This is a genomic window from Ruegeria pomeroyi DSS-3 (assembly GCF_000011965.2).
Lineage (GTDB): Bacteria > Pseudomonadota > Alphaproteobacteria > Rhodobacterales > Rhodobacteraceae > Ruegeria_B > Ruegeria_B pomeroyi.
Map to the genome: position 1 here is coordinate 2,209,917 of NC_003911.12, position 22,782 is coordinate 2,232,698.

The following is a 22,782-nucleotide window of genomic DNA, read 5'->3' on the forward strand; positions in this document are numbered from 1 at the left end:
GACTTGTCCCTGTCCGTTTCCGTCCGTCTAGCCCAGAACCCCGATCGACAGGTTCTGATACATGCCCCAGAGCGAGGTGAAGAAGATCGACACCATGCCGATGATCTGGGTATAAATCCGGCAGCGCCCGATGGCCCGTGCCAGATCCTCGCCCATCAATTCCTGCGCCCGCACCCGCCGCGCGGTCGCGAGATTTAGCAGCGCCACCAGCGACATCGGAAAGGCCAGCATGAACACCGCCTGGGCAAACTCCATTCCATAATAGAACCCCAGCATCGCCAGCACCGACAGCATGAAGCAGCTGAAGGAAAACAGCAGCAATCCGGCAGTGTCCACGATATAAAGCATGCGGTTCACATTGATCCGGACGATATCGTTCAGATCCTGCGCGGCCTGACCGCCGACCCGGCGGGCACGGGTCACCATGTCATAAGGTACGCCCAGAACCCAATGGCTGGCCGAGGACCAGACCACCGCCAACGCGATCCAGAACCACAGGTTCGAAAAGCTGCGCATGTCGATAAGTTCGAAGATCGAGGAATACCAATCCAAACCTGCTGCCCTTCCCGCTGGCCGTCATCGCGGCCTTCTATCCCGCCTGCGCGGCCATTGGTACCCTTGTGACCGGATCAATTCCATGCCACCCAATACACAAATGTGCAAGGAGAGCCATGCATGACCCCGACCGTCGCCGCCTTTCCCGCCGCCCGTTTCCGGCGCGCGCGCAAATCGCCCGCGCTGCGTGCGCTGGTGCGCGAGAATTCCCTGGGCGTCGATGATCTGATCTGGCCGGTCTTCGTGCGCGATGGCGAGGGGATAGAAGAACCGGTGCCCTCGATGCCCGGGGTGATGCGCCGTTCTGTCGACAGGATCGCCCAGGCCGCGGTCGAGGCGCAGGCGCTGGGCATTCCTGCGATCTGCCTGTTTCCCTATACCGATGCCGCGCTGAAAACCGAGGATTGCGCCGAGGCCTGGAGCCCCGACAACCTGTCCAACCGCGCCATCCGTGCGATCAAGGCCGCCGCCCCCGACATCGCGGTGATGACCGATGTGGCGCTCGATCCCTATAACATCAACGGCCATGACGGCTATGTGGTGGACGGCGAGATCGTCAATGACGAAACCGTCGAGGCGCTGGTCAAGATGACGCTGGCGCAGGCCGAAGCGGGCGCCGATATCATCGGCCCCTCCGACATGATGGACGGGCGCATCGGCGCCATGCGCCAGGCGCTCGAGGCGGCCGGGCATCGCAACGTGCTGATCCTCAGCTATGCGGCCAAATATGCCAGCGCCTTTTACGGGCCGTTCCGCGACGCGGTCGGTGCCTCGGGCGCGCTGACCGGCGACAAGAAGACCTATCAGATGGACCCGGGCAACAGCGACGAGGCGCTGCGCCTGATCCAACGCGACCTGTCCGAGGGCGCCGACATGGTGATGATCAAACCGGGGCTGGCCTATCTGGACATCTGCCACCGGGTCAAACAGAGCTTTGGCGCGCCCACCTATGCCTATCAGGTCTCGGGCGAATACGCGATGATCAAGGCGGCGGCGCAGAATGGCTGGATCGACGGCGACAAGGTGATGCTGGAAAGCCTGCTGGCCTTCAAGCGCGCCGGTTGCGACGGCATCCTGACCTATTTCGCCCCCGACGTGGCCCGCATCCTGCAAGGGTAGGTTCACGCAAACCGGCGCGGCGGGCGATATCCCGCCCAATTGCGGCAGTTGCATGATGACAGGGCGGCCGGTTCGGCGTATTGTCGCCATCAAGACCGGGAGAACCCGGCTTGTCAGGCAACATTACAGAGATCGAGAGATATGAGCAGTATCCACACTCCCCGACTGAGCCGTCGCGGCTTTGCCCTTGGCATGGCAGGTTTGACGCTCACCGCCGCCTGCGGCAATGGCGTCGGCAATTCCAACGCTTCGCAGATCGACGCCCGCGTCAACGCCACCCTGACCGAGATGTACGCCCAGTTCCCCAACACGGTCGAAATCTCGCACAAGGCGGCCGGCATGCTGGTGATGCCGCTGCTGACCGAGGCCGGTTTCGTCTTTGGCGGCGGTTATGGGCGCGGCGCCCTGCGTGTCGACGGGGTGACGGTGGATTACTACTCGGCCGTCAAGGGCAGCGCCGGGTTGCAGATCGGCGCCCAGCAATATGCCCATGTGCTGTTCTTCATGACCCAGGGCGCGCTCAGCGAATTCCGCCGCTCCAGCGGCTGGTCCGCCGGGGCCGATCTGGAATATGTGGTCAGCGATCAGGGCGACTCTCTGGCCGCCGATACCAACACGCTGCGCTCGCCGATCCTGGCCGCCGTGTTCGGGCGCGCCGGTCTGCGCGTCGGTGCGACGCTGGAAGGCACCAAATACACCCGCATCATCCCCTGATGCACGGGGCCGCGTGGGCCGCGCAACCGGCGCGGGCCTGTCACTTGGTTTGTAAGGGCGGCGGTGGCGCCGCCCTTTCGTTTTCTCCGCCAATCCCCTAATGTCACTCGGGAAATTCGAATTCAGCTCAATCACGGGTCGCTCATGGGTCTGCTCTTTCGCTGGCTACTTCGCCTTGCCGCCGGTCTGATCGCACTTGCCGTCGCGGCGGTGGCGCTGGTCTACTATCTCGCCAGCCAGTCGCTGCCCGATTACGACCAGACCCAAGAGGTGGCCGGGCTGACCGCGCCGGTCGAGATCGTACGCGACACCCATAACGTGCCGCATATCTTCGGCGCTTCGGATCCGGACGTGTTCTTTGGCCTCGGCTATGCCCATGCGCAGGACCGGCTGTGGCAGATGACCATGCTGCGCCGCACCGTTCAGGGCCGCCTGTCCGAGGTGTTCGGCCCCCGTACCGTTGCCATCGACCGGCTGTTGCGCCGGCTCGACCTGGCGCGGCTGGCGCAACAATCGGTCAGCGCCCAGGACGCCTATACCACCGCCGCGCTCAAGGCCTATGCGGCGGGCGTCAACGCCCGCCTGGCCGAGATCAACGACGAGGCGCTGGGCCGCGGCGCGCCCGAGATGTTCCTGTTCAACGCCCCCGTTGCGCCGTGGCAACCCGCCGACAGCCTGGCCATCATCAAGCTGATGGGCCTGCAACTCTCGGGCCATCTGGAGGAGGAGGTACTGCGCGCCCGAACCTCGCTGATGCTGGGCGATCCCGCGCGGCTGGTTGATATCCTGCCCGATGCCCCGGGCACCGGCACCGCCGCGCTACCGGAGTATGCCCAGCTGTTTCCGGGTCTTCCCCGCTATGCCGCTGGGCGCGATACGCCGCATGACCCGCTGATGCCGCTGCCGCGCCGGGGCCTGGCCGGGGCGTCGAACGCCTGGGCGGCGGCGCCGTCGCGCTCGGCCAGTGGCGGCACCCTGCTGGCCAATGACCCGCATCTGGGCTTTGCCGCGCCCTCGACCTGGTATCTGGCGCGGCTGGAGCTGGCCAATGGCGGCGTGATCGGCGGCACCATTCCCGGCATGCCGGCGGTTCTGCTGGGGCGCAGCGAGCGGCTGGGCTGGGGCCTGACCTCGTCCTACATGGACGATCAGGACCTGTTCGTCGAAAGGCTGAACCCCGACAATCCCGAGGAATACCTGACCCCGGACGGCTACAAGACCTTTGAAAGCCGCCCCTCGATCATCGAGATCAAGGGCGCCGCCCCGATCACCCTGACCCTGCGCTGGACCGAAAACGGTCCGGTCCTGCCCGGCAGCGTCTATGACCTGGAAACCATCACCCCGCCCGGCCATGTGATGTCGCTGGGCTGGACCATGCTTGATGCGCGCGACACCTCGATGTCGGCGGCGCTGGCGCTGATCAATGCTGGAACCGTGCAAGAAGCGATCCGCGCAAGCGAAGCCTATGTCGGCCCCTCGCAGAACCTGACGCTGGCCGACCGCGAGACGGTCGCGCTCAAGATGGTGGGCGCGGTGCCCCGGCGCGATCCCCGCCATCAGAGCCAGGGCCGCCTGCCCGCGCAGGGCTGGCGCGCCGAGAACCGCTGGCAGGGTCGGATGCCCTATGCCTCGAACCCGGAATTCGTCTCGCCGGTGGGCGGGATCCTGGGCAATACCAACAACAAGCTGCTGGAACGGCCCTTTCCCAACCATGTCTCGTTTGTCTGGGGCGACACTCAGCGGGTGACCCGCTGGCAGAAGCTGATGCAATCACGCGAGGTGCATACCCGCGACGGGTTCATCGAGGCGCAGCTGGACCCGGTCAGCCCGGCGGCGCGCACCCTGTTGCCCTTGATCGGCGCCGACCTGTGGTTCACCGGCGAGGCCGCGCCCGAGGGCACGCCCGAGCGCCAGCGCCAGATTGCGCTCTCGCTTCTGGCCGAATGGAACGGCGAGATGAGCGAGCATCTGCCCGAGCCGCTGATCTATGCCGCCTGGGTGCGGGCACTGCAAAAGCGGCTGATCACCGACGAGCTGGGGCCACTGGCCGATGAATACAAACAAGTCGAGCCGCTGTTCATCGAGCGGGTGTTCCGCGATATCGACGGCGCCTCGGTCTGGTGCGACATCCGCCAGAGCGCGCCCCGCGAAACCTGCACCGAGATCGCCCGGCTGGCGCTGGACGATGCGCTGGTCTGGATCGGCGACCGCTATGGCAGCGCGCTGGAAAGCCTGCGCTGGGGTGATGCGCATCAGGCCACCCATGACCATCCGGTGCTGGGCGAGGTGCCGGTGCTGCGCTATTTCGTGAACATCCGGCAATCGACCAGCGGCGGCGACCACACGCTGCAACGCGGGCGCACCTCGGGCGAGGACCCGGATCCGTTCCGCAACGTGCATGGCGCGGGATATCGCGGGGTCTATGATTTCGCCGATCCCGACAGTTCGGTCTTTGTCATCTCGACCGGGCAATCGGGGCATTTCCTGTCACGCTATTACGACGATCAGGCACAGCTGTGGCGGCGCGGCGAATATATCCCGATGTCACTGGATGCGGATCTGGCGCGCGCGGCGGCGGTGGGGGTGACCCGGCTGTTGCCCGCGCCCGAATAAGCGATGCAAAGCTATGCCGCCGACCTGATCGCGTTGGGGCTGTTGTTCCTGACGGGTCTGGCCGCCGATCAGCTGGGCGCGCGCAGCCGGCTGCCCCGGGTGACGCTGCTGTTGATCTGCGGCCTGCTGGCCGGCTCGGCCGGGTTCGACCTGATCCCCGAGAGCCTCGCCGCCCTCTACCCGATCATCTCGGTCATCGCGCTCAGCATGGTGGCGTTCCTGTTGGGAGGCGAGCTGTCGCTGCGCACCCTCAGCGGCCATGGCCGCGCGATCGTGGTGATCTCGGTGATGGTGGTGCTGGTGACGCAGCTGACCGTTTCGGCCGGGCTTGCGATGATCGGCATGCCGCTGGCGGCGGCGTTGATGGTGGGGGCGCTGGCCACCGCCACCGATCCGGCGGCGACGCTGGACGTGATCCGGCAGGGCCGCGCCAGCGGTGACTTTCCGCGCAGGCTCAAGGGGATCGTGGCCATCGACGATGCCTGGGGCGTGCTGCTGTTCGGGCTTGTCGCGGTGCTGGCCGGCGCGGTCGAGGGCAACGGCTCGGCCCACGGCCTGCTGGGCGGCGCGCTGGTCGAGATTGCGGGATCGGTTGCCCTGGGCCTGGCCGTCGGCCTGCCCGGCGCCTCTCTGACCGGGCGCTTGTCAGGGGGCGAGCCGCTCAGGATCGAGGCGCTGGGGCTGGTGTTCCTGACCGCGGGCCTGTCGCTGTGGCTGGATCTTTCCTATCTGATCGCGGGGATGACGGCGGGGGCGGTGATCGTCAACCTCGCCCATCACCACAAACGGGCCTTTCGCGAGATCGAACATATCGAATGGCCCTTCATGATCGTGTTCTTCATCCTGGCCGGGGCCTCGCTGGACCTCTCGGCGCTTTGGGCGGTGGGGCCGCTGCTGATGGGCTATGTGGCGTTGCGGGTGCTGGGCCGGGTGCTGGGCGGCTGGGCCGGGGCGGCATTGGCCGCAACCGCGCGGGGCGAACGCCCGTGGTACGGCCCGGCCCTGCTGCCCCAGGCCGGTGTCGCCATCGGCATGGCGCTGATCGCGGGTGATCTGTTTCCCCAATATGCCGACATGATCACCGCGCTGGCCATCGGTGCCACCGTTGTGTTCGAACTGGCCGGACCGCTGGCCGCCGCCTATGCGCTGCGCCGCGTCCGCGACAGCCGGGATCAGAGCGCCGCGTAACGCGCCGCCTGCCGAGGTGTCCACAGCACGGTCAGTCGGAACCCGTCATCACTTTGTTCCTCGGCCTGGACCACATCCTGCGCAAACAGCCAGGCGCGTCGCTTGCCATCGGCAAAGCCCAGCGTCAGCACCGCCTCGCTGCGGGTCTCGGCCAGCGCCTCGGCAATGGCTGTCAACAGCGACTCCAGCCCCTCGCCCGTCACGGCCGAGACCGCAAATAGCGAAGGATCGCGCGCGGTCCGCTCGCGCAGGGCCGCGCGCTTGTCGGGGTCGAGCAGGTCGACCTTGTTCCAGACCTCGAATTTCGGCCGTCCCTCGTCCACCCCCAGCGAGGCCAGGATGGTCTCGACATCGCGGGCCTGCTCCTCGGTCGCGGCATGGTGGATATCGCGCACATGCACGATCAGATCGGCGGCCAGCACCTCTTCGAGCGTGGCGCGGAAGGCGGCCACCAGCTCGGTAGGCAGATCCGAGATGAAGCCCACCGTATCGCTCAGGATCACCTCGGGCCCGTCGGGCAGCACCACCCGCCGCATGGTCGGGTCGAGCGTGGCGAACAGCATGTCCTTGGCCATCACCTCGGCGCCGGTCAGCCGGTTGAACAGGGTCGATTTGCCCGCGTTGGTATAACCCACCAGCGCCACGATCGGATAGGGCACCTTGGCGCGTGCCTTGCGGTGCAGCTCGCGGGTCTTGACCACCTTGTCGAGCTGGCGCTTGAGCCGCACCAGTTGTTCGTCGATGGCGCGCCGGTCGGCCTCGATCTGGGTTTCCCCCGGACCGCCCACAAAGCCCAGACCGCCCCGCTGACGCTCCAGGTGGGTCCAGGCGCGCACCAGCCGCGTCCGCTGATAGCTGAGCGCGGCCATCTCGACCTGCAACACGCCTTCGCGGGTGCGGGCGCGGTCGCTGAAGATTTCCAGGATCAGGCCGGTCCGGTCGAGTATCTTGACCTTCCACGCCTTTTCCAGATTGCGCTGCTGCACCGGGGACAGCGGCCCGTCGATCAGGACCAGCTCGACCTCGTTGTCGTGAAACAGGGTGGCCAGTTCCTCGACCTTGCCCGAGCCGAACAGATGGCCGGGATGCGGTTTGGGCAGGCGCACGATGCCCGACCCGACCACGTCAAGATCCGGCAGGGCCGCGGCCAGTGCCACGGCCTCTTCCAGCGCCGGAACCGGGTCGCGGCGATCAAGGTCGGATTTGAGTTCGGGGTGCAGCACCCAGGCCCGGGTGCGCGCCCGATCATGTTCCATCAATTGGCGTCTTCGCCCTCATACAGGCTGATCGGCTGGGCAGGCATGATGGTCGAGATCGCGTGTTTATAGACCAGCTGCGACTGTCCGTCGCGGCGCAGCAGCACACAGAAGTTGTCGAACCAGGTGATCACACCCTGCAATTTCACACCGTTGATCAGGAAAATCGTGACCGGAACCTTGGTCTTTCTGACGTGATTCAGGAATGCGTCCTGCAGATTTTGTCTGTCCGAAGCCATTTTTGTTCAATCTCGCCTTTGTTCTTGCAACGCACCGCGGACCAGCGCGCTCCCTCAGGCGGAGTATGTCGCGCGAATTTGGGATATGCCAGTCGAAAAAATACGTAACCCCTGAAAGCCGCTATCGGGCGTCAGGCTCAATTCCGCCACAGCGCGGGGGTGATCAGCGCGATAAAGGCCAGCGTTTCCAGCCGCCCGATGATCATGGCACCGCTGAGGATCAGCTTGGCCGCCGCAGGCATCTCGATCAGGCGGATCGGCTCCTGGGCGCCGATCTCGATCAGCGGGCCGGTGGTGCTGAGCGTGGCGATGCTGAGAACCATGGCGGTTTCGAAATCCGACCCCGCCGCCGCCAGCGCCAGCGCGATCGCCGCCAGCGAAATGGCGAACAGCATGAAGAACACCCAGGCGATGAACGCCCCTCCGCGTTGGATGCGGCGATTGCGCCCGGTGGCGGAACTGACCGACGAGGGGTGCACCAGCCGCTGCAACTCGCGCGTGCCATTCAGGTAGAGCGCATAGACCCGCAACAGCTTGACCCCGCCGGCGGTGGTGGCAACGCCGCCGCCGATCACCGACAGGCCCAGCAGGATCATGCCCGGTGTGCCCAATCCGGACCATTGCCGCGCCTCGGCCCAGTCGGTCGATTCAAACCCGGTGGTGCTCAGAAACGACATCACCGTGAACAGGCTGCCCCACAGTGCCCTGAGCGCCAGCGTCAGGTTCTCGCCCGAGGCGATGTCGATCGCGCCCGACCAGTGGCGCAGGAACAACAGCGCCGGAACCCCCAGCAGGATCAGCAGGCCGATGCGAAACTCGGGGTCCTGATCCAGCCGGGCATGACCGCGCATGGCGGTATCGGACGAGAAGGTAAGCCGAGACAGCGCGAAGAACATGAACAGGAACAGGATCGCCTCGCCGGTCAGGCCCGAGGCGCCGCCCGACAGCCCGCCCACCGGCGAAATGCCCGAGGTCGCCATGACCGACATCGCATGGCAGATCGCCACCAGCCCGGAATCGCCCGCCGCCAGCAGCAGGATCGCCACCACCAGCGTCAGCCCGGCATAGACCGGTGCCAGCGTTGCCGCGACGCGCAGCAGCCGGCCGCGGGGATCGACGCTTTCGCCCTGCCCCACCAGCACCCGGCCCGGCTGTCCCTGGGCCGTCACCTCGAACCCGCCCAGCGACAAGGGGGCCAGGATGGCCGAGGCCGCGATCCACATCACCAGCCCGCCCAGCCAGCCCACCTGCGCCCGCCACAGATGCAGCGGCGCGCTCAGCCGTCCGGGATCGGGGAACATCTCGGCCCCGGTGGTGGTGATGGCACTGACCATCTCGAAATAGGCGTTGAGGAAACTGGTGGTCTTGAGCGCATCGTGAAACGGCACCGCCAGAAACAGCGGCAGCACCGCGAAGGTCGACAACAAAACCGCCAACTGCCCCAGCAACCCATGACGCGAGGGTCGACCGGCGCGCGCCAGCGAGATTGTGGTGACCACCACCAGCCCCAGAATACCGGCATAGAAGAACGAACGCGACGTAGGATGATCGTTCAATGTCAGCGCATAGACCGCCGGCACCCACATCATCAGCGAGAACAGGCCCCAGATCAGCAGCGCCAGCGGCAGTTGCCGCAACAGGCCGGTTTCAGATGTCTGCCTGCGCCGCACCATCAGAAGAAGTCGATCGAGACCTGCATCAGCCTTTCGACCTCGGGCACGTCGTCGGCCATTGCAAATATGGCGATCACATCGCCCTCTTCGATGCGCAGCTCTCCGGTCGGGCGCAGCACCTTGTCGCCCTTGCGCACCGCGCCGACCAGCACCCCCTCGGGAAAGTCGATGTCGCGCAGGCGCTGGCCTGCCATGGGCGAGGTCGACAGCACCTCGGCCTCGATCACCTCGGCTTCGGCATCGCCGATGGAATAGACCTGGCGCACCCGCCCGTGCCGGATATGGCGCAGGATCGAGCTGACGGTGGTGGCGCGCGGGTTGATATAGGCGTCGATCCCCAACGGCGGCATCAGCGCCACCAGCGTCGGGTCGTTGATCAGGGCGATGGCCAGCCGACAGCCCTCGGCCTTGGCGCGCACGGCGGCCAGCATATTGGTTCGATCATCATCGGTCACCGCCAGCATCGCATCGGCGCGCGCGATCCCGGCCTCGGCCAGCAGGCCCGCATCCATACCGTCGCCATGCAGCACGATGGTGCGTTCCAGCGCCTCGGCGGCGCGTTCGGCATTGCCCCGGTCCCGTTCGATCACCTTGGCATGAATGCGGGTCTTGTGCTCTTCCAGCGCGCGAGCCACCTCCAGGCCGACGTTGCCGCCGCCTACGATCACCACACGATCCTGTTTTTTATGTGTTTTGCCAAACACTTCCATCGTTCTGCTCACGTCATCGACATGGCAGAAGACATAGCATTCATCGCCTGCAAAGATCTGGTCGCCCGGTTCCGGGGCAAACAGCGTCCCCTCGCGCCGGATCCCGACAACGATGGCGCGCAGGGTGGAAAACAGGTCGGTCAGCTGGCGCAGCGGCGTATTGATGACCGGGCTTGCCTCGTCCACCGACAGGCCCACCAGCTGCGCCTGCCCATCCATGAAGGTTTCGGTGTCAAAGGCCGAGGGCGCCGACAGCCGGCGCATGGCGGCGGCGGCCACTTCGCGCTCGGGGCTGATCACCACGTCGATGGGCAGATGCTCGCGCCGGTACAGGTCGGAATAGATGGCATTGAGATAGGATTTCGAGCGCAGCCGCGCGATCTTGCGCTGGATACCGAAGACCGAATGGGCCACCTGACAGGTGACCATATTGACCTCGTCCGAATATGTGGCGGCGATGATCATGTCCGCATCGCGCGCACCTGCCTTCTCCAGAACGTCAGGGTAAGAGGCGAAGCCGGCAATGCCCTGCACGTCCAGCGTCTCGGTGGCGCGGCGCACCAGATCGGGATTGTTGTCCACCACGGTCACGTCGTTCAACTCGCCCGACAGATGCCGCGCGATCTGCCAACCGACCTGCCCGGCCCCACAGATGATGACCTTCATTCCCTGGCCCCTTTTGCCTGAGGGTTTTTGAATGACAGAAGGCCGGGACAGGGTCAATTCAATTGTCAGGCCCCGGTTTCGGTGGCACTCTTGGCGCTATGAGAGTGCTGATCCCGACCCTTGCCGCCACAGTGATTCTAACGGGTTGCGGCCCGCTGTCGATCTATTACCGCGAGGGCGTCAGCGTCACGCGGCAGCAATCGGATACGCTCGATTGCGAGGTCAAGGCGCTGCGCGATGCGCCGGTGGCCAACAAGGTGCAGCAAAGCCCGCCGATCTTCTATCCCGGGCGCACCGTCTGCAACGCCGCCGGGCAGTGTTATACCACGCCGGGCAGCTGGGCGCCCGGCAGTGTCTATACCGTCGACGTCAATTCCGGCCTGCGCGCCCGGGTCGAGCAGCAATGCATGGCGGCCAAGGGCTATGCCCCGGTCGAGCTGCCCCGTTGCCGCGAGGCGGTGGCCGCCCAGGTACAGCCGGTGCGCGGTGCCAAACTGCCAGCGCTGGGGCCGACCTCTTGTGTGGTGACCTATCAGGATGGCTCGTTCCAGGTGGTCACGCCCCGGCCCGCAGGCTAGGGGCGCAACGCCTTCTTACTCGACCGTCTCGATCTCTTCGTCCATATGCGCCACCCGGGCACCTGACTTGCTCGAGGTGACCACGCCCAGCGATTTCAGCTTGCGGTGCAGCGCGCTGCGCTCCATCCCGACAAAGCTGGCGGTGCGGCTGATATTGCCGCCGAACCGGTTGATCTGGGTCAGCAGGTATTCGCGTTCGAACGCCTCGCGCGCCTCGCGCAGCGGCAGGGTCGCCAGCGCACCCGACAGCACCACCCGTCCCTCTTCGGCGGCCTTGTCCTCGTCGCTGGGCAATTCACGCGCCTCGATGTCGCCGGTGCCTTCGCCCAGGATCAGCACCCGCTCGATCAGGTTCTTGAGCTGGCGCACATTGCCGGGCCAGGACATGGTCTGCATCAGCGCCACCGCCTCTTCGCTCAGGGCACGCAGCGGCAGGCCCTGACCCTGATGGCACTGGTCGATGAAATGGGCGGCCAGAACCGGGATATCCTCGCGCCGATCCTCGAGCGAGGGCACCGCGATCGGCACCACGTTGAGCCGGTGATAGAGCTCCTGGCGAAAGCGTTCGGCCTGGATCTCGACCTCGAGATCGCGGTTGGTGGACGAGATCACCCGCAGGTCGACCCGCACCTTGTCAGCGCCGCCCACGCGCTGGAATTGCTGATCCACCAGCACCCGCAGGATTTTCGACTGGGTGCCCAGCGGCATGTCTGCCACCTCGTCAAAGAAGACCACGCCGCCATGGGCCTGTTCCAGCAGGCCCGGTTCGACGCCGCGCTCCTGGCTTTCGCGGCCGAACAGCATCTCTTCCATCCGCTCCGGCTCGACCCCGGCGCAGTTGACGGTGACAAAGGGCGCGTTGGCGCGGTTGGAATGGGCGTGGATATAGCGCGCGGCGATCTCCTTGCCCGCGCCCGCCGGCCCGCGCAGCATCACCCGGCCGTTGGATTTGGTCACCTTGTCAAGCTGGCCGATCATGGCGCGGAACGCCGCCGACTGGCCGATCATGTCGGCGCAGGTCACTTCGCGGCGTTTGAGCTGCGCATTCTCGCGGCGCAGGCGCGAGGTTTCCATCGCGCGCCGGATCACCACCATCAGCTGGTCGATGTTGAACGGCTTCTCGATGAAGTCATAGGCGCCCTGCTTGATCGCGGCCACCGCGATCTCGATATTGCCATGGCCCGAGATGATCACCACCGGCACATCCGGGTTGTCGCGCTTCACCGCCTTCAGGATGTCGATCCCGTCCATCCGGCTGTCCTTGAGCCAGATATCGAGGATCAACAGCCCCGGTGGTTCGGCGTTGATTTCGGCCATGCATTCGTCGGACGTGCCCGCCAGCCGGGTGGTATAGCCCTCGTCCTCGAGAATATCCGAGACCAGTTCCCGAATATCGCGCTCGTCGTCAACGATCAGAATATCACTCATGTCGGTCCTGCTTTCGCCTTGTTTCTGGCCGCCTGTCTTTGCATGGCGGTTCTGGAGGCCGGGTCGTAGCCCGGCAGACGGATGACGGCCATGGCGCCGAAATGGTCCTGGCCGTCAAAGACGGGCGCATCCTCCAGATGCAGCGTCCCGCCATGTTCCTCGATGATCTTCTTGACGATGGGCAGGCCCAGGCCTGTGCCCTCGTCGCGGGTGGTGACATAGGGTTCGAACAGGCGTGCCCGATCCTCGGGCAGGCCGATCCCGTTGTCCGCAATGGTGATCTGGCTGCCTTCGGCATCGCCGGTCAGGGTGACCCTGATTTCCGGCGCCAGCCCTTCGGGGGCACCCTTTTTCACCAATGTCTCAATCGCTTCGCCCGCGTTCTTGATCAGGTTCGTCAGCGCCTGGCTAAGCATGGTGGCATCCACATTGCCCATCAGCGGCGCTTCGGGCAGATCGGCCCTGACCCGCACATCGGGCTGGCCGGTCTGTTGCAGCAGTACCGCATCGCGCACCAGCCGGGTCAGATCCTCCTCATGCCGGTCGGGTTCGGGCATGCGGGCGAATTTCGAGAACTCATCAACGATGCGGCGCAAATCGTTGGTCTGGCGCACGATCACATCGGTCATCGATTCCAGGCTGTCGCAATCCTCTTCGTCCAGCTTGCGCGAGAACTTGCGCTTGATGCGCTCGGCGCTCAGCTGGATCGGTGTCAGCGGGTTCTTGATCTCATGCGCGATGCGCCGGGCCACGTCGCCCCAGGCCGCCATCCGCTGGGCGCTGACCAGATCGGTGACATCGTCAAAGGCGATCACATAACCTTCGAGCGTGTCATCCTCGCCGCGCCGGGTGGACATGCGCACCAGCAGGTTTTCCAGCTGCCCCTTGCGGGTCACCTTGATCTCGGCCTGCACGGTTTCCTGCCCTGCCGCGACCAGGCTTTCAAACAGCGACACGAACTCGGGCACCGCAACCGCCAGATCCAGGCTTTGTTCATCGCCCGACCAGTCCAGCAGCCGTTCGGCCGAGCGGTTGACGAAGGTTACCTTCCCCTGCGAATCCAGCCCCACCACACCCGAGGTGACCGAACTGAGCACCGAATCGAACAGCCGCCGCCGGCGTTCGATCTGGTGGGTATTCTCCAGCAGCGTGTCGCGCTGGCCCTTCAGCTGGCGGGTCATCTGGTTGAAATAGCGCCCCAGCATGGCGATCTCGTCATCGCCCGGCTCCTCGGGCACCTGCACCCCCAAATCGCCTCCGCCGACCCGCTGCGCCGCCGTCGTCAGCCGCCCCACCGGGCGCGACAGCCGTTCGGCGAACCACAGGCCCAGCCAGACCGCGGCCAGAATAAGAATCACCGCAAAGCCCAGGTACAGCAGACCGAATTCGAACAGCACCCGGCCGCGCTCGTTCTCGAGCTGCTGGTACAGGTGCACCGTCTCCTTGGTGTCGTCGAGCAGGTTCAGGATCTCGCCATCCACCACGCGGCTGACATAGAGATAGCGGTCGGGATAGGCCTGCAGCATCACCAGGGCGCGGAACTCGTTATTGTCCCAATCCTGGATGATCACATGACCGTTGGTCTGGGCGGCGCGGAACTGTTCCGGCTCGGGCTGCTCATAGTCGAACTGGTATGACCGGTCGCCACGGGCCCGAATCTCGCCGATACCGTCCACCACATAGGCCTCGCGCAGCCCGCGCTGGATCTGCCCCTGGCCCTGCGCCAGCACACCGCGCAGCTCGGCATCAGAGATGAAGAAGTTGAGCGTGCGCGCCTGATCCAGATAGCGGGCCAAGGCGCGGGCATCCTGGGTCAGCCCCTCGCGATGCTCCTGCTCATAGGCCTCGGCCGCCGCAAGCGAGCTGCCCACCACATTGCGCACCCGGTCCGAGAACCAGCCTTCGAGCCCGATGTTGAGCGTGAGCCCGGCAAAGATCGCCACCGTGATCGTCGGGATCAGCGCCAGCAGGGTGAACACCCCGATCAGGCGCAGGTGCAGGCGGGATCCCGCCGATTTCTCGCGTCGGGCGGCCACCAGACGGCCCACCTGCGACAGCACCAGCGCTGCCAGGGCCAGAATATAGACCAGATCCGCCAGAAGGATGAGTCGCAGCGTGGTCGAGCCCGCGCCCAGATCGAAGGGACCGGTCACCAGATAGGTGGCAACGGTCAGGGCCGGCCCCAGAACAACCAGGCCCAAAGTCCCGATATTGCGGGCTTTTCGCGTCTTGCGCCATTCGCTGAGCGAAAGGAACGGCCCGTTCTGTGACCGGGTTGCCACCTGCTGCCCTCATCCTGATGTGCCGCTAACGCGGCTTACCGCCATATCTCGTGGTCGTTGCCGGGTTGCGACCCGGATGCCACGCATTGTGTGGCGATATTACATCAGTTTGCGCCGCCGTGTCACCTCTATATCGAGATCGGTGATTTTCTTGCGCAACGTATTCCGGTTGATCCCCAGAAGATCGGCGCATTTCGCCTGATTGCCGCCCGACGCCTCGAGCGCGATTTCGATCAGCGGCGCCTCGACCTCGCGCAGGATACGCTGATAGAGACCCGGCGGCGGCAGCACATTGCCATGAAGGTCAAAGTATCGCTGCAGATGCCGCGCCACCGAGGCCGACAGCTTTTCGCTGTCGCCGCGCCCGCCAAGCGCGGGTTCCAGCTCGGGCTGGTTGCCCAGCACCTGCTCGACCTCGGTACGCGAGATTTCCTCGGCCCGGCTGATCAGCGACAGGCGGCGCACGGCGTTTTCAAGCTGCCGCACATTGCCCGGCCAGGAATAGATACGGAACAGCTCGGCCGCGCCGGCGCCCAGCCAGCGCTTGGGCGCGCCATCCCGTTCGGCCTTGGCCAGGAAATACTCGGTCAGCAGCGGGATATCGTCGACCCGTTCGCGCAGGGCGGGCACATGGATGGGCGCCCCGCACAGCCGGTAATAAAGGTCGCGGCGCAGCTTGCCCGCCTCCATCGCGCGGGCCGGATCGCCCTGACTGGTGGCCATGAAGCGGGGCACGTAATCGCCGGGCGCATCCATCATCCGCACGATGCGGCCCTGCAACTCGTCTCCGATATCGGCGATCTCGTCGATCAGCAGGGTGCCGCCCTTGACCCGGGCCAGCACGCGCGCCGGCCCTTCGAGGTCCATAAGATCGGAGGCGGTGACCGAGATGAAGGGCAAGGTGCGCCGGTCCGAGAAATCATGGATGGTGCGGGCGATCAGCGATTTGCCGGTGCCGCTTTCGCCCGAGATCATCACCGGCAGATCGGTGTTCATCACCTTGGCCACCAGCCGATAGAGCGCCTGCATCGCCGGGGTGCGCCCCACCAGCGGCAGCTCATCGGGACGCTCCGCGCCCTCTTCGCGCGGCTCGGAGGACACGGTGCGGCGTTTCTGTTCCAGCGCGCGCGCGGTGCGCTTCATCAGGTCGGGCAGGTCAAAGGGTTTGGGCAGGTAGTCATAGGCCTCGGCCTCGGCGGCCTGGATCGCGGTCATGATGGTGTTCTGGGCCGAGATCACGATCACCGGCAGGCCGGGCCGGTCCTGAGCGATCTTGGGCAGCATCTCCAGCCCGTTGCCATCGGGCATGACCACGTCCGAGATCACAACATCGCCCTTGCCCTCGGCCACCCAGCGCATCAGCGTGGTCAGGCTTGATGTCGCATGCACCTTGCAGCCCGCCCGCGTCAGCGCCTGGGTCAACACCGTGCGGATCGTGCGGTCATCATCGGCTACCAGAACCGTTCCATCCATCAGTTGCTCTCCTTTTCGCCGCGATCCTTCGGTACCCGGGGCAGCGACAGGCGGAACACCGTGCGGCCCGGGACCGAGTCGACGGCGATCCAGCCGTCATGGTCGGAAATGATCTTGCTCACCAGCGCCAGGCCCAGCCCGGTGCCATTCTCGCGTCCCGAGACAAAGGGGTCGAAGATATCGGCGCGAATCTCTTCGGGCAGGCCGGGGCCGTCATCGATCACCTCGACCTGAAGCGGCAGCGACTGGCCCGACCCGTCATTGCGGCGCAGGCGGAAGGAATGTTCGAAATAGGTCCTGAGGCGAATGGTGCCGCCGCCCGGCGCCGCCTCGGAAGCGTTCTTGAGCAGGTTCAGCACCACCTGCAACAGCTGGTCAGGATCGCCATAGGCCAGCGGCAGCGAGGGGTCGTAATCCTCGATGATCTTCATATGCGCGCCAAATCCGAGAAGGGCCGAGCGGCGCGCCCGGTCCAGCACATCGTGGATGTTGACCGGCTTGAAATCGGGCACGCTGAGATTGCCGAACTGTTCGACCTGTTCCAGCAGCTTCACGATCCGGCGGCTTTCCGCGACAATAAGGTCTGTCAATTCAAGGTCTTCTGGTGCGAGGTTCATGCTCAGAAGCTGGGCGGCGCCAGTGATGCCCGCCAGCGGGTTCTTGATCTCGTGTGCCAGCATCTCGGCCATGCCGATGGCCGATTGCGCCGCCGATTTCACCGAATGGCTTTGCGTCATCCGCCCGGCCAGCTCGCGCGGGCTGACCAGCATCATCATCACTCCGGGACTGCCGACAAGCGGGGCGATCTGGATGGCGCATTGCAGCGGCGCCCGATTGCCCGAACCAACGTCGATATCGTTCACGAACAGCGGCGTGCCCTGGCCGCGGGCGCGTTCGAACGCGGGTTCGATCGGCGCGTCGATCGCCAGCTGGTCCCAGATCGGATGGCCCAGCACCGCCTTGCGCGACAGGTTCAGGAACCCCTCGGCGGCAGAGTTCACATCGACGATCCGGTCATCCGCGTCGATCAGGAAGGCCGGGACCGGCAGCGAGGCCCAGAGGGCGCTTTCGGCACTCATGCGGCCTCCTCCGCGTTGCCGCACAGCGCCTCAGGCAGCAGGTGCAGCACCGTTTCCGGGTCGCGCGCGGTCAGCACCAGCTTGCGCAGCGGTGCTGGGGTGGCGGCCTCGTCCATGTACCAGCCCAGATGCTTGCGCGCGACGCGCAGGCCCAGTTCGCGCCCGTAGAAATCAAGCATGGCCTGATAGTGGCGCGCCACCATGTCGGCCAGCTCGGCGCCTTGCGGCACCTCGGGCGCGGGCGTGCCATAAAGCGCATGGGCAATCTGCGCCAGCAGCCAGGGCCGCCCCTGCGCGCCGCGCCCCACCATCACCCCATCGGCGCCGGACCGGTCCAGCGCCTGCCGGGCGGTGTGGGCGCAGGTGATGTCGCCATTGGCAATCAGCGGCACATCGACCGCTTCTCGCACCGCCGCAATCGCCGCCCAATCGGCACGGCCCTTGTAGAACTGACAGCGGGTGCGGCCATGGATTGTCACCATCCGCACGCCGGCCTCGGCTGCGCGCCGCGCCACATCGGGCGCGTTCATCAGCGTATCGTCCCAACCCAACCGGGTCTTGAGCGTCACCGGCACATCAACCGCCGCAACCACCGCCTCGATCAGGCGCAGCGCGTGATCGGGGGTCTTGAGCAGCGCCGAGCCGGAATAGCCGTTGGTCACCTTCTTGGCCGGGCAACCCATGTTGATGTCGATCACGCGCGCGCCCCGGTCGGCGACCTGACGGGCGGCCTCGGCGATCCAGTGGGTATCGCGCCCGGCCAGCTGCACGGCGGTATTTTCAACATCCGCTGACAGTTCCGCCCGCTCGCGCACACCCGGTTTGGCCTGCACCATCTCCTGGCTGGCGACCATCTCGCTCACCACCATGCCGGCGCCGAACTCCATCACCAGATCGCGAAAGGGGCGGTCGGTGATTCCGGCCATCGGCGCCAGGATCACCGGCGGGGCCAGGGTTTTGTCTCCAAGATGCAGGGTCACCTGTGCCTAATCCTTGTGCAACTGAGGTCTTGGTAATGAAGCAACGGCCATCGCACAATGAATCCCCCCGGATCAAGGGCCAGGAATTACGCATCTGCCTAATTTTTAATCGCTTCACCACGGGTCATTGCCAGCGAAGGCGTCACCCCATAAAGATCGGGCATCACCCGCCTGCCCCGCGCCCGAGGACCGCCATGACCACAGCCGCCATCATCGTTGCCGCCGGGCGTGGCACCCGCGCGGGCGGGGGCGTGCCCAAACAATGGCGCCCGCTGGCCGGGCGCCGGGTGGCCGACTGGACGCTGGACCGCTTTGCGCTCCGGCAGATCACCCATGTCGTTCTGGTGCTGCATCCCGAGGACCACGACGCCTGGGACGAGTTTGCCACGACCCCGCTGATCCTGGCGCCGGGCGGTTCTGATCGCGCGGGCTCGGTCCGAAATGGGCTGGCGGCGCTGGACGGTCTGGGCATCACCAAGGTGCTGATCCATGACGTCGCTCGTCCCTGTGTCTCGGCCGCTACGATCGGTGCCGTACTGGACGCGCTCGACGCCCATCCCGGCGCGGCGCCCGGGCTGGCGGTGACCGATGCGCTCTGGACCGGGGCCGAGGGTCTGGTGACCGGTACCCGCGAGCGCGACGGGCTGTTTGCCGCGCAGACACCGCAGGGCTTTCGCTATGACGCCATCGTCGCGGCCCACGCCGCCCACCCCGGCGGGGCGGCAGATGATGTCGAGGTGGCGCGCGCCGCCGAGTTGACCGTGGCCATCGTGCCGGGCGACCCCGACAACCTGAAAATCACGCGGGCCGAGGATTTCGCCCGCGCCGAACGGATATTGAGGCAGGACATGGATGTAAGGCTTGGCAATGGATATGACGTGCACCGGTTCGGACCGGGCGATCACGTGATCCTTTGCGGCATCAAGGTGCCGCATGACCGGGGTCTGCAAGGCCATTCCGATGCCGATGTGGGCATGCATGCGGTCACCGACGCGCTCTATGGCGCGCTGGTCGAGGGCGATATCGGCCGCCATTTCCCGCCCTCGGACCCGCAATGGAAGGGCGCGGCGAGCGAGATCTTCCTGCGCCATGCGGTCGATCTGGTGCGCGCGCGCGGTTTCGCTGTGTCCAACATCGACTGCACGCTGGTGTGCGAATACCCCAAGATCGGCCCGCATGCCCTTGAGATGCAGGCGGAAATGGCCCGGATCATGGGGCTGGAGGCAAGCCGGGTATCGGTCAAGGCCACGACCTCCGAACGGCTGGGGTTCACCGGCCGGAGCGAAGGCATCGCCGCGCTGGCCACCGCCTGTCTGGTGAAACCATGAGCATTGCATCGCTGATCGGCACTGTTGGCGGGGTCGGCTATCTGCGGCCCGCACCGGGCACCTGGGGTTCGCTTGCGGCGCTGCCGCTGGCCTGGGTCCTGCATCAGTTGGGCGGCTTTCCCCTGCTGGCTCTGGCGACACTGGGCGCTTTCGTTGCCGGGCTCTGGGCGACGCGCGTGATGACAGCGGGCCAGACCGATCACGACCCTTCGGAAATCGTCATCGACGAGGTGGCGGGCCAGTTCCTGGCGCTCTGGGCGCTGTCCTTGCCCGCCTGGTCACACGGGATCGAGATCTCGGCGCTCTGGCCCGGCTGGATCGCGGCCTTTGTCCTGTTTCGCCTGTTCGACATCACCAAACCCGGCCCGGTCGGCTGGGCCGACCGCAGGGGCGACCCGATGGGGGTGATGCTGGACGATATCATTGCCGGTCTTTTCGCCGCCATCGGCACTGCCCTGCTGGCGGCGCTTTCACATGGAGTACTGGGCCTATGAACGTTGCCGACCTGCTGGAGCGTGCCAAGGCGCGCGGGACCAAGATCGCCACCGCCGAAAGCTGCACGGGCGGCATGGTGATCGCCGCCCTGACCGACATCCCCGGAAGCTCTGCCGTGGTCGAGCGCGGGTTCGTCACCTATACCAACAGCGCCAAGCAAGAGATGCTGGGCGTGCGCAAGGCCTCGCTTGACGCTTATGGCGCGGTGTCCGAACAGGTCGCGCGCGAAATGGCCGAGGGCGCGCTGGATCATTCCCGCGCCACGCTGGCGGTGGCGATCACCGGCATCGCCGGCCCCGGCGGGTCCGAGTTCAAGCCCGAGGGCCGGGTCTGTTTCGCGCTGGCCGGCGATGGCATCGCCACCAGCAGCGAAACGGTGGACTTCGGCGCCCCGGGCCGCGCTCAGGTGCGCGCGGCCGCGCGCGACCATGCGCTGGCGCTGCTGGATCGCGGCCTTTCCCTGATCGCCCCCTGAACCGGCAAACACCGCACCAGAGCGCCGCTTTTTTCATCACTTGAAAAAAAGCGGCAAAAACAGGCATGTTTCCGGCAGGCCGCCTCTTTTTCCCGCGACTGAAATCCGCTCAACCGCTCCCGACACTCGCAATCGCAGTAAAGGAGAGCGGCCCATGAACGGAGCCGATACAGCCTGGATCATCGTGGCCACAGCCCTGGTCCTGTTCATGACATTGCCGGGGCTGGCCCTGTTCTATGGCGGCCTCGTTCGGGCCCGCAACGTGCTGAGCGTGTTCATGCACTGTTTCGCCATCGCCTGCCTGATGAGCATTCTGTGGCTGGTGGCGGGCTATTCCATCGCCTTTGGCGGCGGCACCTCGGGGTTTTGGGGTGGGCTGGACAAGGTGATGCTGATCGGCGTGACCGCCGACAGCCTCAGCGGTACATTGCCCGAGATCCTGTTCTTTGCCTTCCAGATGACCTTTGCCATCATCACCCCGGCGCTGATCGTCGGCGCCTATGTCGAGCGGGTGGGCTTCGGCTTTGTGCTCACCTTTTCGGGCCTCTGGATGCTGCTCTGCTATGCGCCGGTGGTGCACTGGATCTGGGGCGGCGGCATGATGTCCGATGGCGGAATCTTTGGCGAGACCGGTGTGCGCGATTTCGCTGGCGGCATCGTCGTACACGAAACCGCCGGTCTGGCGGCGCTGATCATCGCCGTGATGCTGGGGCCGCGCCGCAACCGCACCACCCCGCCGCATAACCCCGGTTTCGTGATGATCGGCGCGGCGATGCTGTGGGTGGGCTGGTTCGGCTTCAACGGCGGCTCGCAGCTGGCCGCTGATGGCGGTGCCGCCATGGCGCTGACCGTCACCCATATCTCGGCCGCCACCGCCTCGCTCAGCTGGGCGCTGTGGGAGCGGATCAAATATGGCAAGGCGTCGCTGGTGGGTCTGGTCACCGGCACCATCGCCGGGCTGGCCTCGATCACGCCCGCCAGCGGTTTTGTCGGCCCCGCCGCCGCGCTGCTGATCGGCGCGGTCGCCGGTATCCTGTGTCAGGAGGCGGTCAATCTGGTGCGCAACTGGCTCAGGATCGACGACACCCTCGACGTGTTCGCCGTGCACGGGGTCGGCGGCATCTTTGGCACCCTCATGATCGCCGTCCTCGGCGCCGGCAGCTGGGTCGCACAGCTGGGCGGGCTGGTGTTCGTGGGTCTCTTCACGACGGGTGTCACCATCGTGTTGGTCAAGGTGGTTGCACTTGTCACCCCGCTCAGGGTAGATGCCGAGACCGAAACAAACGGGCTCGACCTCTCCGTGCATGGTGAGCGGGCCTATGACATGAGCAGCTGAGCCCACCTCGGCTGTTCCGATGCCCCTCAAAGGGCTCAGGCGGACCTCTTTCCAGAGGTCCGCTTTTTCATGCGCCGTCCCGCGGGCTCAGGTCCAACCGATAGAACAGATCGACCCGCGCGCCACCGTCGATGCGCACGCAATCGGGCAAGCGCGCCAGCAGCCGGAACCCGTGCCGCTGGTAAAAGGCAATGGCGCGGTGGTTCTCCGCATCCACATAAAGCTCGACCAGGCTGCGCCCCTCGCTGCGCGCCTCGGCGATCGCCCCTGCCATCATCCGGTCCGCCACCCCGGTGCCCTGCGCCTTGCGGGTCACGTAAAAGGGTCCCAGTTCGACCCGATGCGCCATGCGCGCAAACATCTGCGGGCGATAGCCGCAGAGCCCCAGCAACGCGTCCTGCCGGAACACGCCGCGCAGCGCGCCATATCCCAGTATCTCGCGGCACCGTTCGCCAGACAGCGCCTGCACCTCCGCAGCGCTTTGCAGGAACCCCAGCGGGAAATCGCGCGTGCCCTCCAGCATCAGCGCCCGCCATGCCGCGACATCCTGCGTTCCAAGCCTGCGATAGTTCAAATCCATTGCCTGCCCCTCTGG

20 protein-coding genes are annotated in these 22,782 nt (G+C 65.8%); 9 read left to right on the forward strand and 11 right to left on the reverse strand.

Going from position 1 to position 22,782, the window contains the following annotated elements:
- Window positions 1-27: 27 nt before the first annotated feature.
- On the reverse strand, window positions 28-552 hold the full coding sequence (locus SPO_RS10525; RefSeq protein WP_011047801.1) for a hypothetical protein: 525 nt from the start codon (window positions 550-552) through the stop codon (window positions 28-30).
- Window positions 553-675: 123 nt separating this feature from the next.
- On the opposite strand from SPO_RS10525, the gene hemB reads away from it, so the two are divergent.
- The 4 genes from hemB to SPO_RS10545 all read left to right on the forward strand — a co-directional run bounded on the left by hemB (window position 676) and on the right by SPO_RS10545 (window position 6,189).
- Window positions 676-1,674 (forward strand): porphobilinogen synthase, encoded by a 999-nt coding sequence (gene hemB, locus SPO_RS10530; protein WP_011047802.1) that lies wholly within the window; start codon window positions 676-678, stop codon window positions 1,672-1,674.
- A gap of 141 nt (window positions 1,675-1,815) precedes the next feature.
- Window positions 1,816-2,388, forward strand: coding sequence for a YSC84-related protein (locus SPO_RS10535; RefSeq protein ID WP_011047803.1), 573 nt, complete (start codon window positions 1,816-1,818; stop codon window positions 2,386-2,388).
- Window positions 2,389-2,532: 144 nt separating this feature from the next.
- Window positions 2,533-5,001 carry a penicillin acylase family protein gene (locus SPO_RS10540; protein WP_011047804.1) on the forward strand — a complete coding sequence of 823 codons (2,469 nt, stop codon included), beginning with the start codon at window positions 2,533-2,535 and terminating at the stop codon, window positions 4,999-5,001.
- 3 nt (window positions 5,002-5,004) lie between these two features.
- Entirely contained in the window at window positions 5,005-6,189 is a 1,185-nt protein-coding gene (locus SPO_RS10545; RefSeq protein WP_011047805.1) for a cation:proton antiporter, read from the forward strand.
- On the opposite strand, the gene hflX is transcribed toward SPO_RS10545, so the two are convergent.
- The 4 genes from hflX to trkA form a co-directional block, all read right to left on the reverse strand.
- Window positions 6,174-7,445, reverse strand: coding sequence for a GTPase HflX (gene hflX / locus SPO_RS10550; protein WP_044028278.1), 1,272 nt, complete (start codon window positions 7,443-7,445; stop codon window positions 6,174-6,176). The genes SPO_RS10545 and hflX overlap by 16 nt on opposite strands.
- Window positions 7,445-7,684: an RNA chaperone Hfq gene (gene hfq, locus SPO_RS10555; protein WP_011047807.1), complete on the reverse strand. Its 240-nt coding sequence runs from the start codon at window positions 7,682-7,684 to the stop codon at window positions 7,445-7,447. The genes hflX and hfq overlap by 1 nt, the downstream gene beginning before the upstream one ends.
- Window positions 7,685-7,821: 137 nt before the next feature.
- A complete protein-coding gene (locus SPO_RS10560) occupies window positions 7,822-9,357 on the reverse strand; it encodes a TrkH family potassium uptake protein (protein WP_011047808.1) in 1,536 nt (511 codons plus the stop codon).
- A complete protein-coding gene (gene trkA / locus SPO_RS10565; RefSeq protein ID WP_011047809.1) occupies window positions 9,357-10,733 on the reverse strand; it encodes a Trk system potassium transporter TrkA in 1,377 nt (458 codons plus the stop codon). Before trkA ends, SPO_RS10560 begins: the two co-directional genes overlap by 1 nt.
- Before the next feature lie 98 nt (window positions 10,734-10,831).
- On the opposite strand from trkA, the gene SPO_RS10570 reads away from it, so the two are divergent.
- A complete protein-coding gene (locus tag SPO_RS10570; RefSeq protein WP_044028281.1) occupies window positions 10,832-11,311 on the forward strand; it encodes a hypothetical protein in 480 nt (159 codons plus the stop codon).
- Between the two features lie 15 nt (window positions 11,312-11,326).
- Here SPO_RS10570 and SPO_RS10575 read toward each other — a convergent pair whose 3' ends face one another.
- The 5 genes from SPO_RS10575 to dusB form a co-directional block, all read right to left on the reverse strand.
- Window positions 11,327-12,739: a sigma-54-dependent transcriptional regulator gene (locus SPO_RS10575; protein ID WP_011047811.1), complete on the reverse strand. Its 1,413-nt coding sequence runs from the start codon at window positions 12,737-12,739 to the stop codon at window positions 11,327-11,329.
- Window positions 12,736-15,021, reverse strand: a complete 2,286-nt coding sequence (locus SPO_RS10580; RefSeq protein ID WP_011047812.1) for a sensor histidine kinase NtrY-like — start codon at window positions 15,019-15,021, stop codon at window positions 12,736-12,738. Before SPO_RS10580 ends, SPO_RS10575 begins: the two co-directional genes overlap by 4 nt.
- A gap of 99 nt (window positions 15,022-15,120) precedes the next feature.
- Window positions 15,121-16,494, reverse strand: a complete 1,374-nt coding sequence (locus SPO_RS10585; protein WP_011047813.1) for a sigma-54-dependent transcriptional regulator — start codon at window positions 16,492-16,494, stop codon at window positions 15,121-15,123.
- Entirely contained in the window at window positions 16,494-17,573 is a 1,080-nt protein-coding gene (locus tag SPO_RS10590; RefSeq protein ID WP_011047814.1) for a two-component system sensor histidine kinase NtrB, read from the reverse strand. Before SPO_RS10590 ends, SPO_RS10585 begins: the two co-directional genes overlap by 1 nt.
- Window positions 17,570-18,553 (reverse strand): tRNA dihydrouridine synthase DusB, encoded by a 984-nt coding sequence (gene dusB, locus SPO_RS10595; RefSeq protein ID WP_011047815.1) that lies wholly within the window; start codon window positions 18,551-18,553, stop codon window positions 17,570-17,572. Before dusB ends, SPO_RS10590 begins: the two co-directional genes overlap by 4 nt.
- Before the next feature lie 194 nt (window positions 18,554-18,747).
- Between dusB and SPO_RS10600 the strand changes: the two genes are divergently transcribed.
- From SPO_RS10600 to SPO_RS10615, 4 genes are all read left to right on the forward strand, one after another.
- Complete coding sequence (locus tag SPO_RS10600; RefSeq protein WP_044028284.1) at window positions 18,748-19,881, forward strand: bifunctional 2-C-methyl-D-erythritol 4-phosphate cytidylyltransferase/2-C-methyl-D-erythritol 2,4-cyclodiphosphate synthase; 1,134 nt, start codon at window positions 18,748-18,750, stop codon at window positions 19,879-19,881.
- The gene (locus tag SPO_RS10605; RefSeq protein ID WP_011047817.1) at window positions 19,878-20,375 is read left to right on the forward strand and encodes a phosphatidylglycerophosphatase A family protein; all 498 of its coding nucleotides are present in this window, start codon (window positions 19,878-19,880) and stop codon (window positions 20,373-20,375) included. Before SPO_RS10600 ends, SPO_RS10605 begins: the two co-directional genes overlap by 4 nt.
- On the forward strand, window positions 20,372-20,851 hold the full coding sequence (locus SPO_RS10610; RefSeq protein ID WP_011047818.1) for a CinA family protein: 480 nt from the start codon (window positions 20,372-20,374) through the stop codon (window positions 20,849-20,851). Before SPO_RS10605 ends, SPO_RS10610 begins: the two co-directional genes overlap by 4 nt.
- Before the next feature lie 154 nt (window positions 20,852-21,005).
- Window positions 21,006-22,187, forward strand: a complete 1,182-nt coding sequence (locus SPO_RS10615; RefSeq protein ID WP_044028286.1) for an ammonium transporter — start codon at window positions 21,006-21,008, stop codon at window positions 22,185-22,187.
- A 67-nt stretch (window positions 22,188-22,254) separates the two neighbouring features.
- Here SPO_RS10615 and SPO_RS10620 read toward each other — a convergent pair whose 3' ends face one another.
- The gene (locus SPO_RS10620) at window positions 22,255-22,767 is read right to left on the reverse strand and encodes a GNAT family N-acetyltransferase (RefSeq protein WP_011047820.1); all 513 of its coding nucleotides are present in this window, start codon (window positions 22,765-22,767) and stop codon (window positions 22,255-22,257) included.
- Window positions 22,768-22,782 lie beyond the last annotated feature (15 nt).

Bases quoted from the DNA above. Each gene is read 5' to 3' on its own strand.
- hemB (WP_011047802.1), top strand. From the start codon at position 676: ATGACCCCGACCGTCGCCGCCTTTCCCGCCGCCCGTTTCCGGCGCGCG.
- SPO_RS10535 (WP_011047803.1), top strand. From the start codon at position 1,816: ATGAGCAGTATCCACACTCCCCGACTGAGCCGTCGCGGCTTTGCCCTT.
- SPO_RS10540 (WP_011047804.1), top strand. From the start codon at position 2,533: ATGGGTCTGCTCTTTCGCTGGCTACTTCGCCTTGCCGCCGGTCTGATC.
- SPO_RS10545 (WP_011047805.1), top strand. From the start codon at position 5,005: ATGCAAAGCTATGCCGCCGACCTGATCGCGTTGGGGCTGTTGTTCCTG.
- hflX (WP_044028278.1), bottom strand. From the start codon at position 7,445: ATGGAACATGATCGGGCGCGCACCCGGGCCTGGGTGCTGCACCCCGAA.
- hfq (WP_011047807.1), bottom strand. From the start codon at position 7,684: ATGGCTTCGGACAGACAAAATCTGCAGGACGCATTCCTGAATCACGTC.
- SPO_RS10560 (WP_011047808.1), bottom strand. From the start codon at position 9,357: ATGGTGCGGCGCAGGCAGACATCTGAAACCGGCCTGTTGCGGCAACTG.
- trkA (WP_011047809.1), bottom strand. From the start codon at position 10,733: ATGAAGGTCATCATCTGTGGGGCCGGGCAGGTCGGTTGGCAGATCGCG.
- SPO_RS10570 (WP_044028281.1), top strand. From the start codon at position 10,832: ATGAGAGTGCTGATCCCGACCCTTGCCGCCACAGTGATTCTAACGGGT.
- SPO_RS10575 (WP_011047811.1), bottom strand. From the start codon at position 12,739: ATGAGTGATATTCTGATCGTTGACGACGAGCGCGATATTCGGGAACTG.
- SPO_RS10585 (WP_011047813.1), bottom strand. From the start codon at position 16,494: ATGGATGGAACGGTTCTGGTAGCCGATGATGACCGCACGATCCGCACG.
- SPO_RS10590 (WP_011047814.1), bottom strand. From the start codon at position 17,573: ATGAGTGCCGAAAGCGCCCTCTGGGCCTCGCTGCCGGTCCCGGCCTTC.
- SPO_RS10600 (WP_044028284.1), top strand. From the start codon at position 18,748: ATGACCACAGCCGCCATCATCGTTGCCGCCGGGCGTGGCACCCGCGCG.
- SPO_RS10605 (WP_011047817.1), top strand. From the start codon at position 19,878: ATGAGCATTGCATCGCTGATCGGCACTGTTGGCGGGGTCGGCTATCTG.
- SPO_RS10610 (WP_011047818.1), top strand. From the start codon at position 20,372: ATGAACGTTGCCGACCTGCTGGAGCGTGCCAAGGCGCGCGGGACCAAG.
- SPO_RS10615 (WP_044028286.1), top strand. From the start codon at position 21,006: ATGAACGGAGCCGATACAGCCTGGATCATCGTGGCCACAGCCCTGGTC.
- SPO_RS10620 (WP_011047820.1), bottom strand. From the start codon at position 22,767: ATGGATTTGAACTATCGCAGGCTTGGAACGCAGGATGTCGCGGCATGG.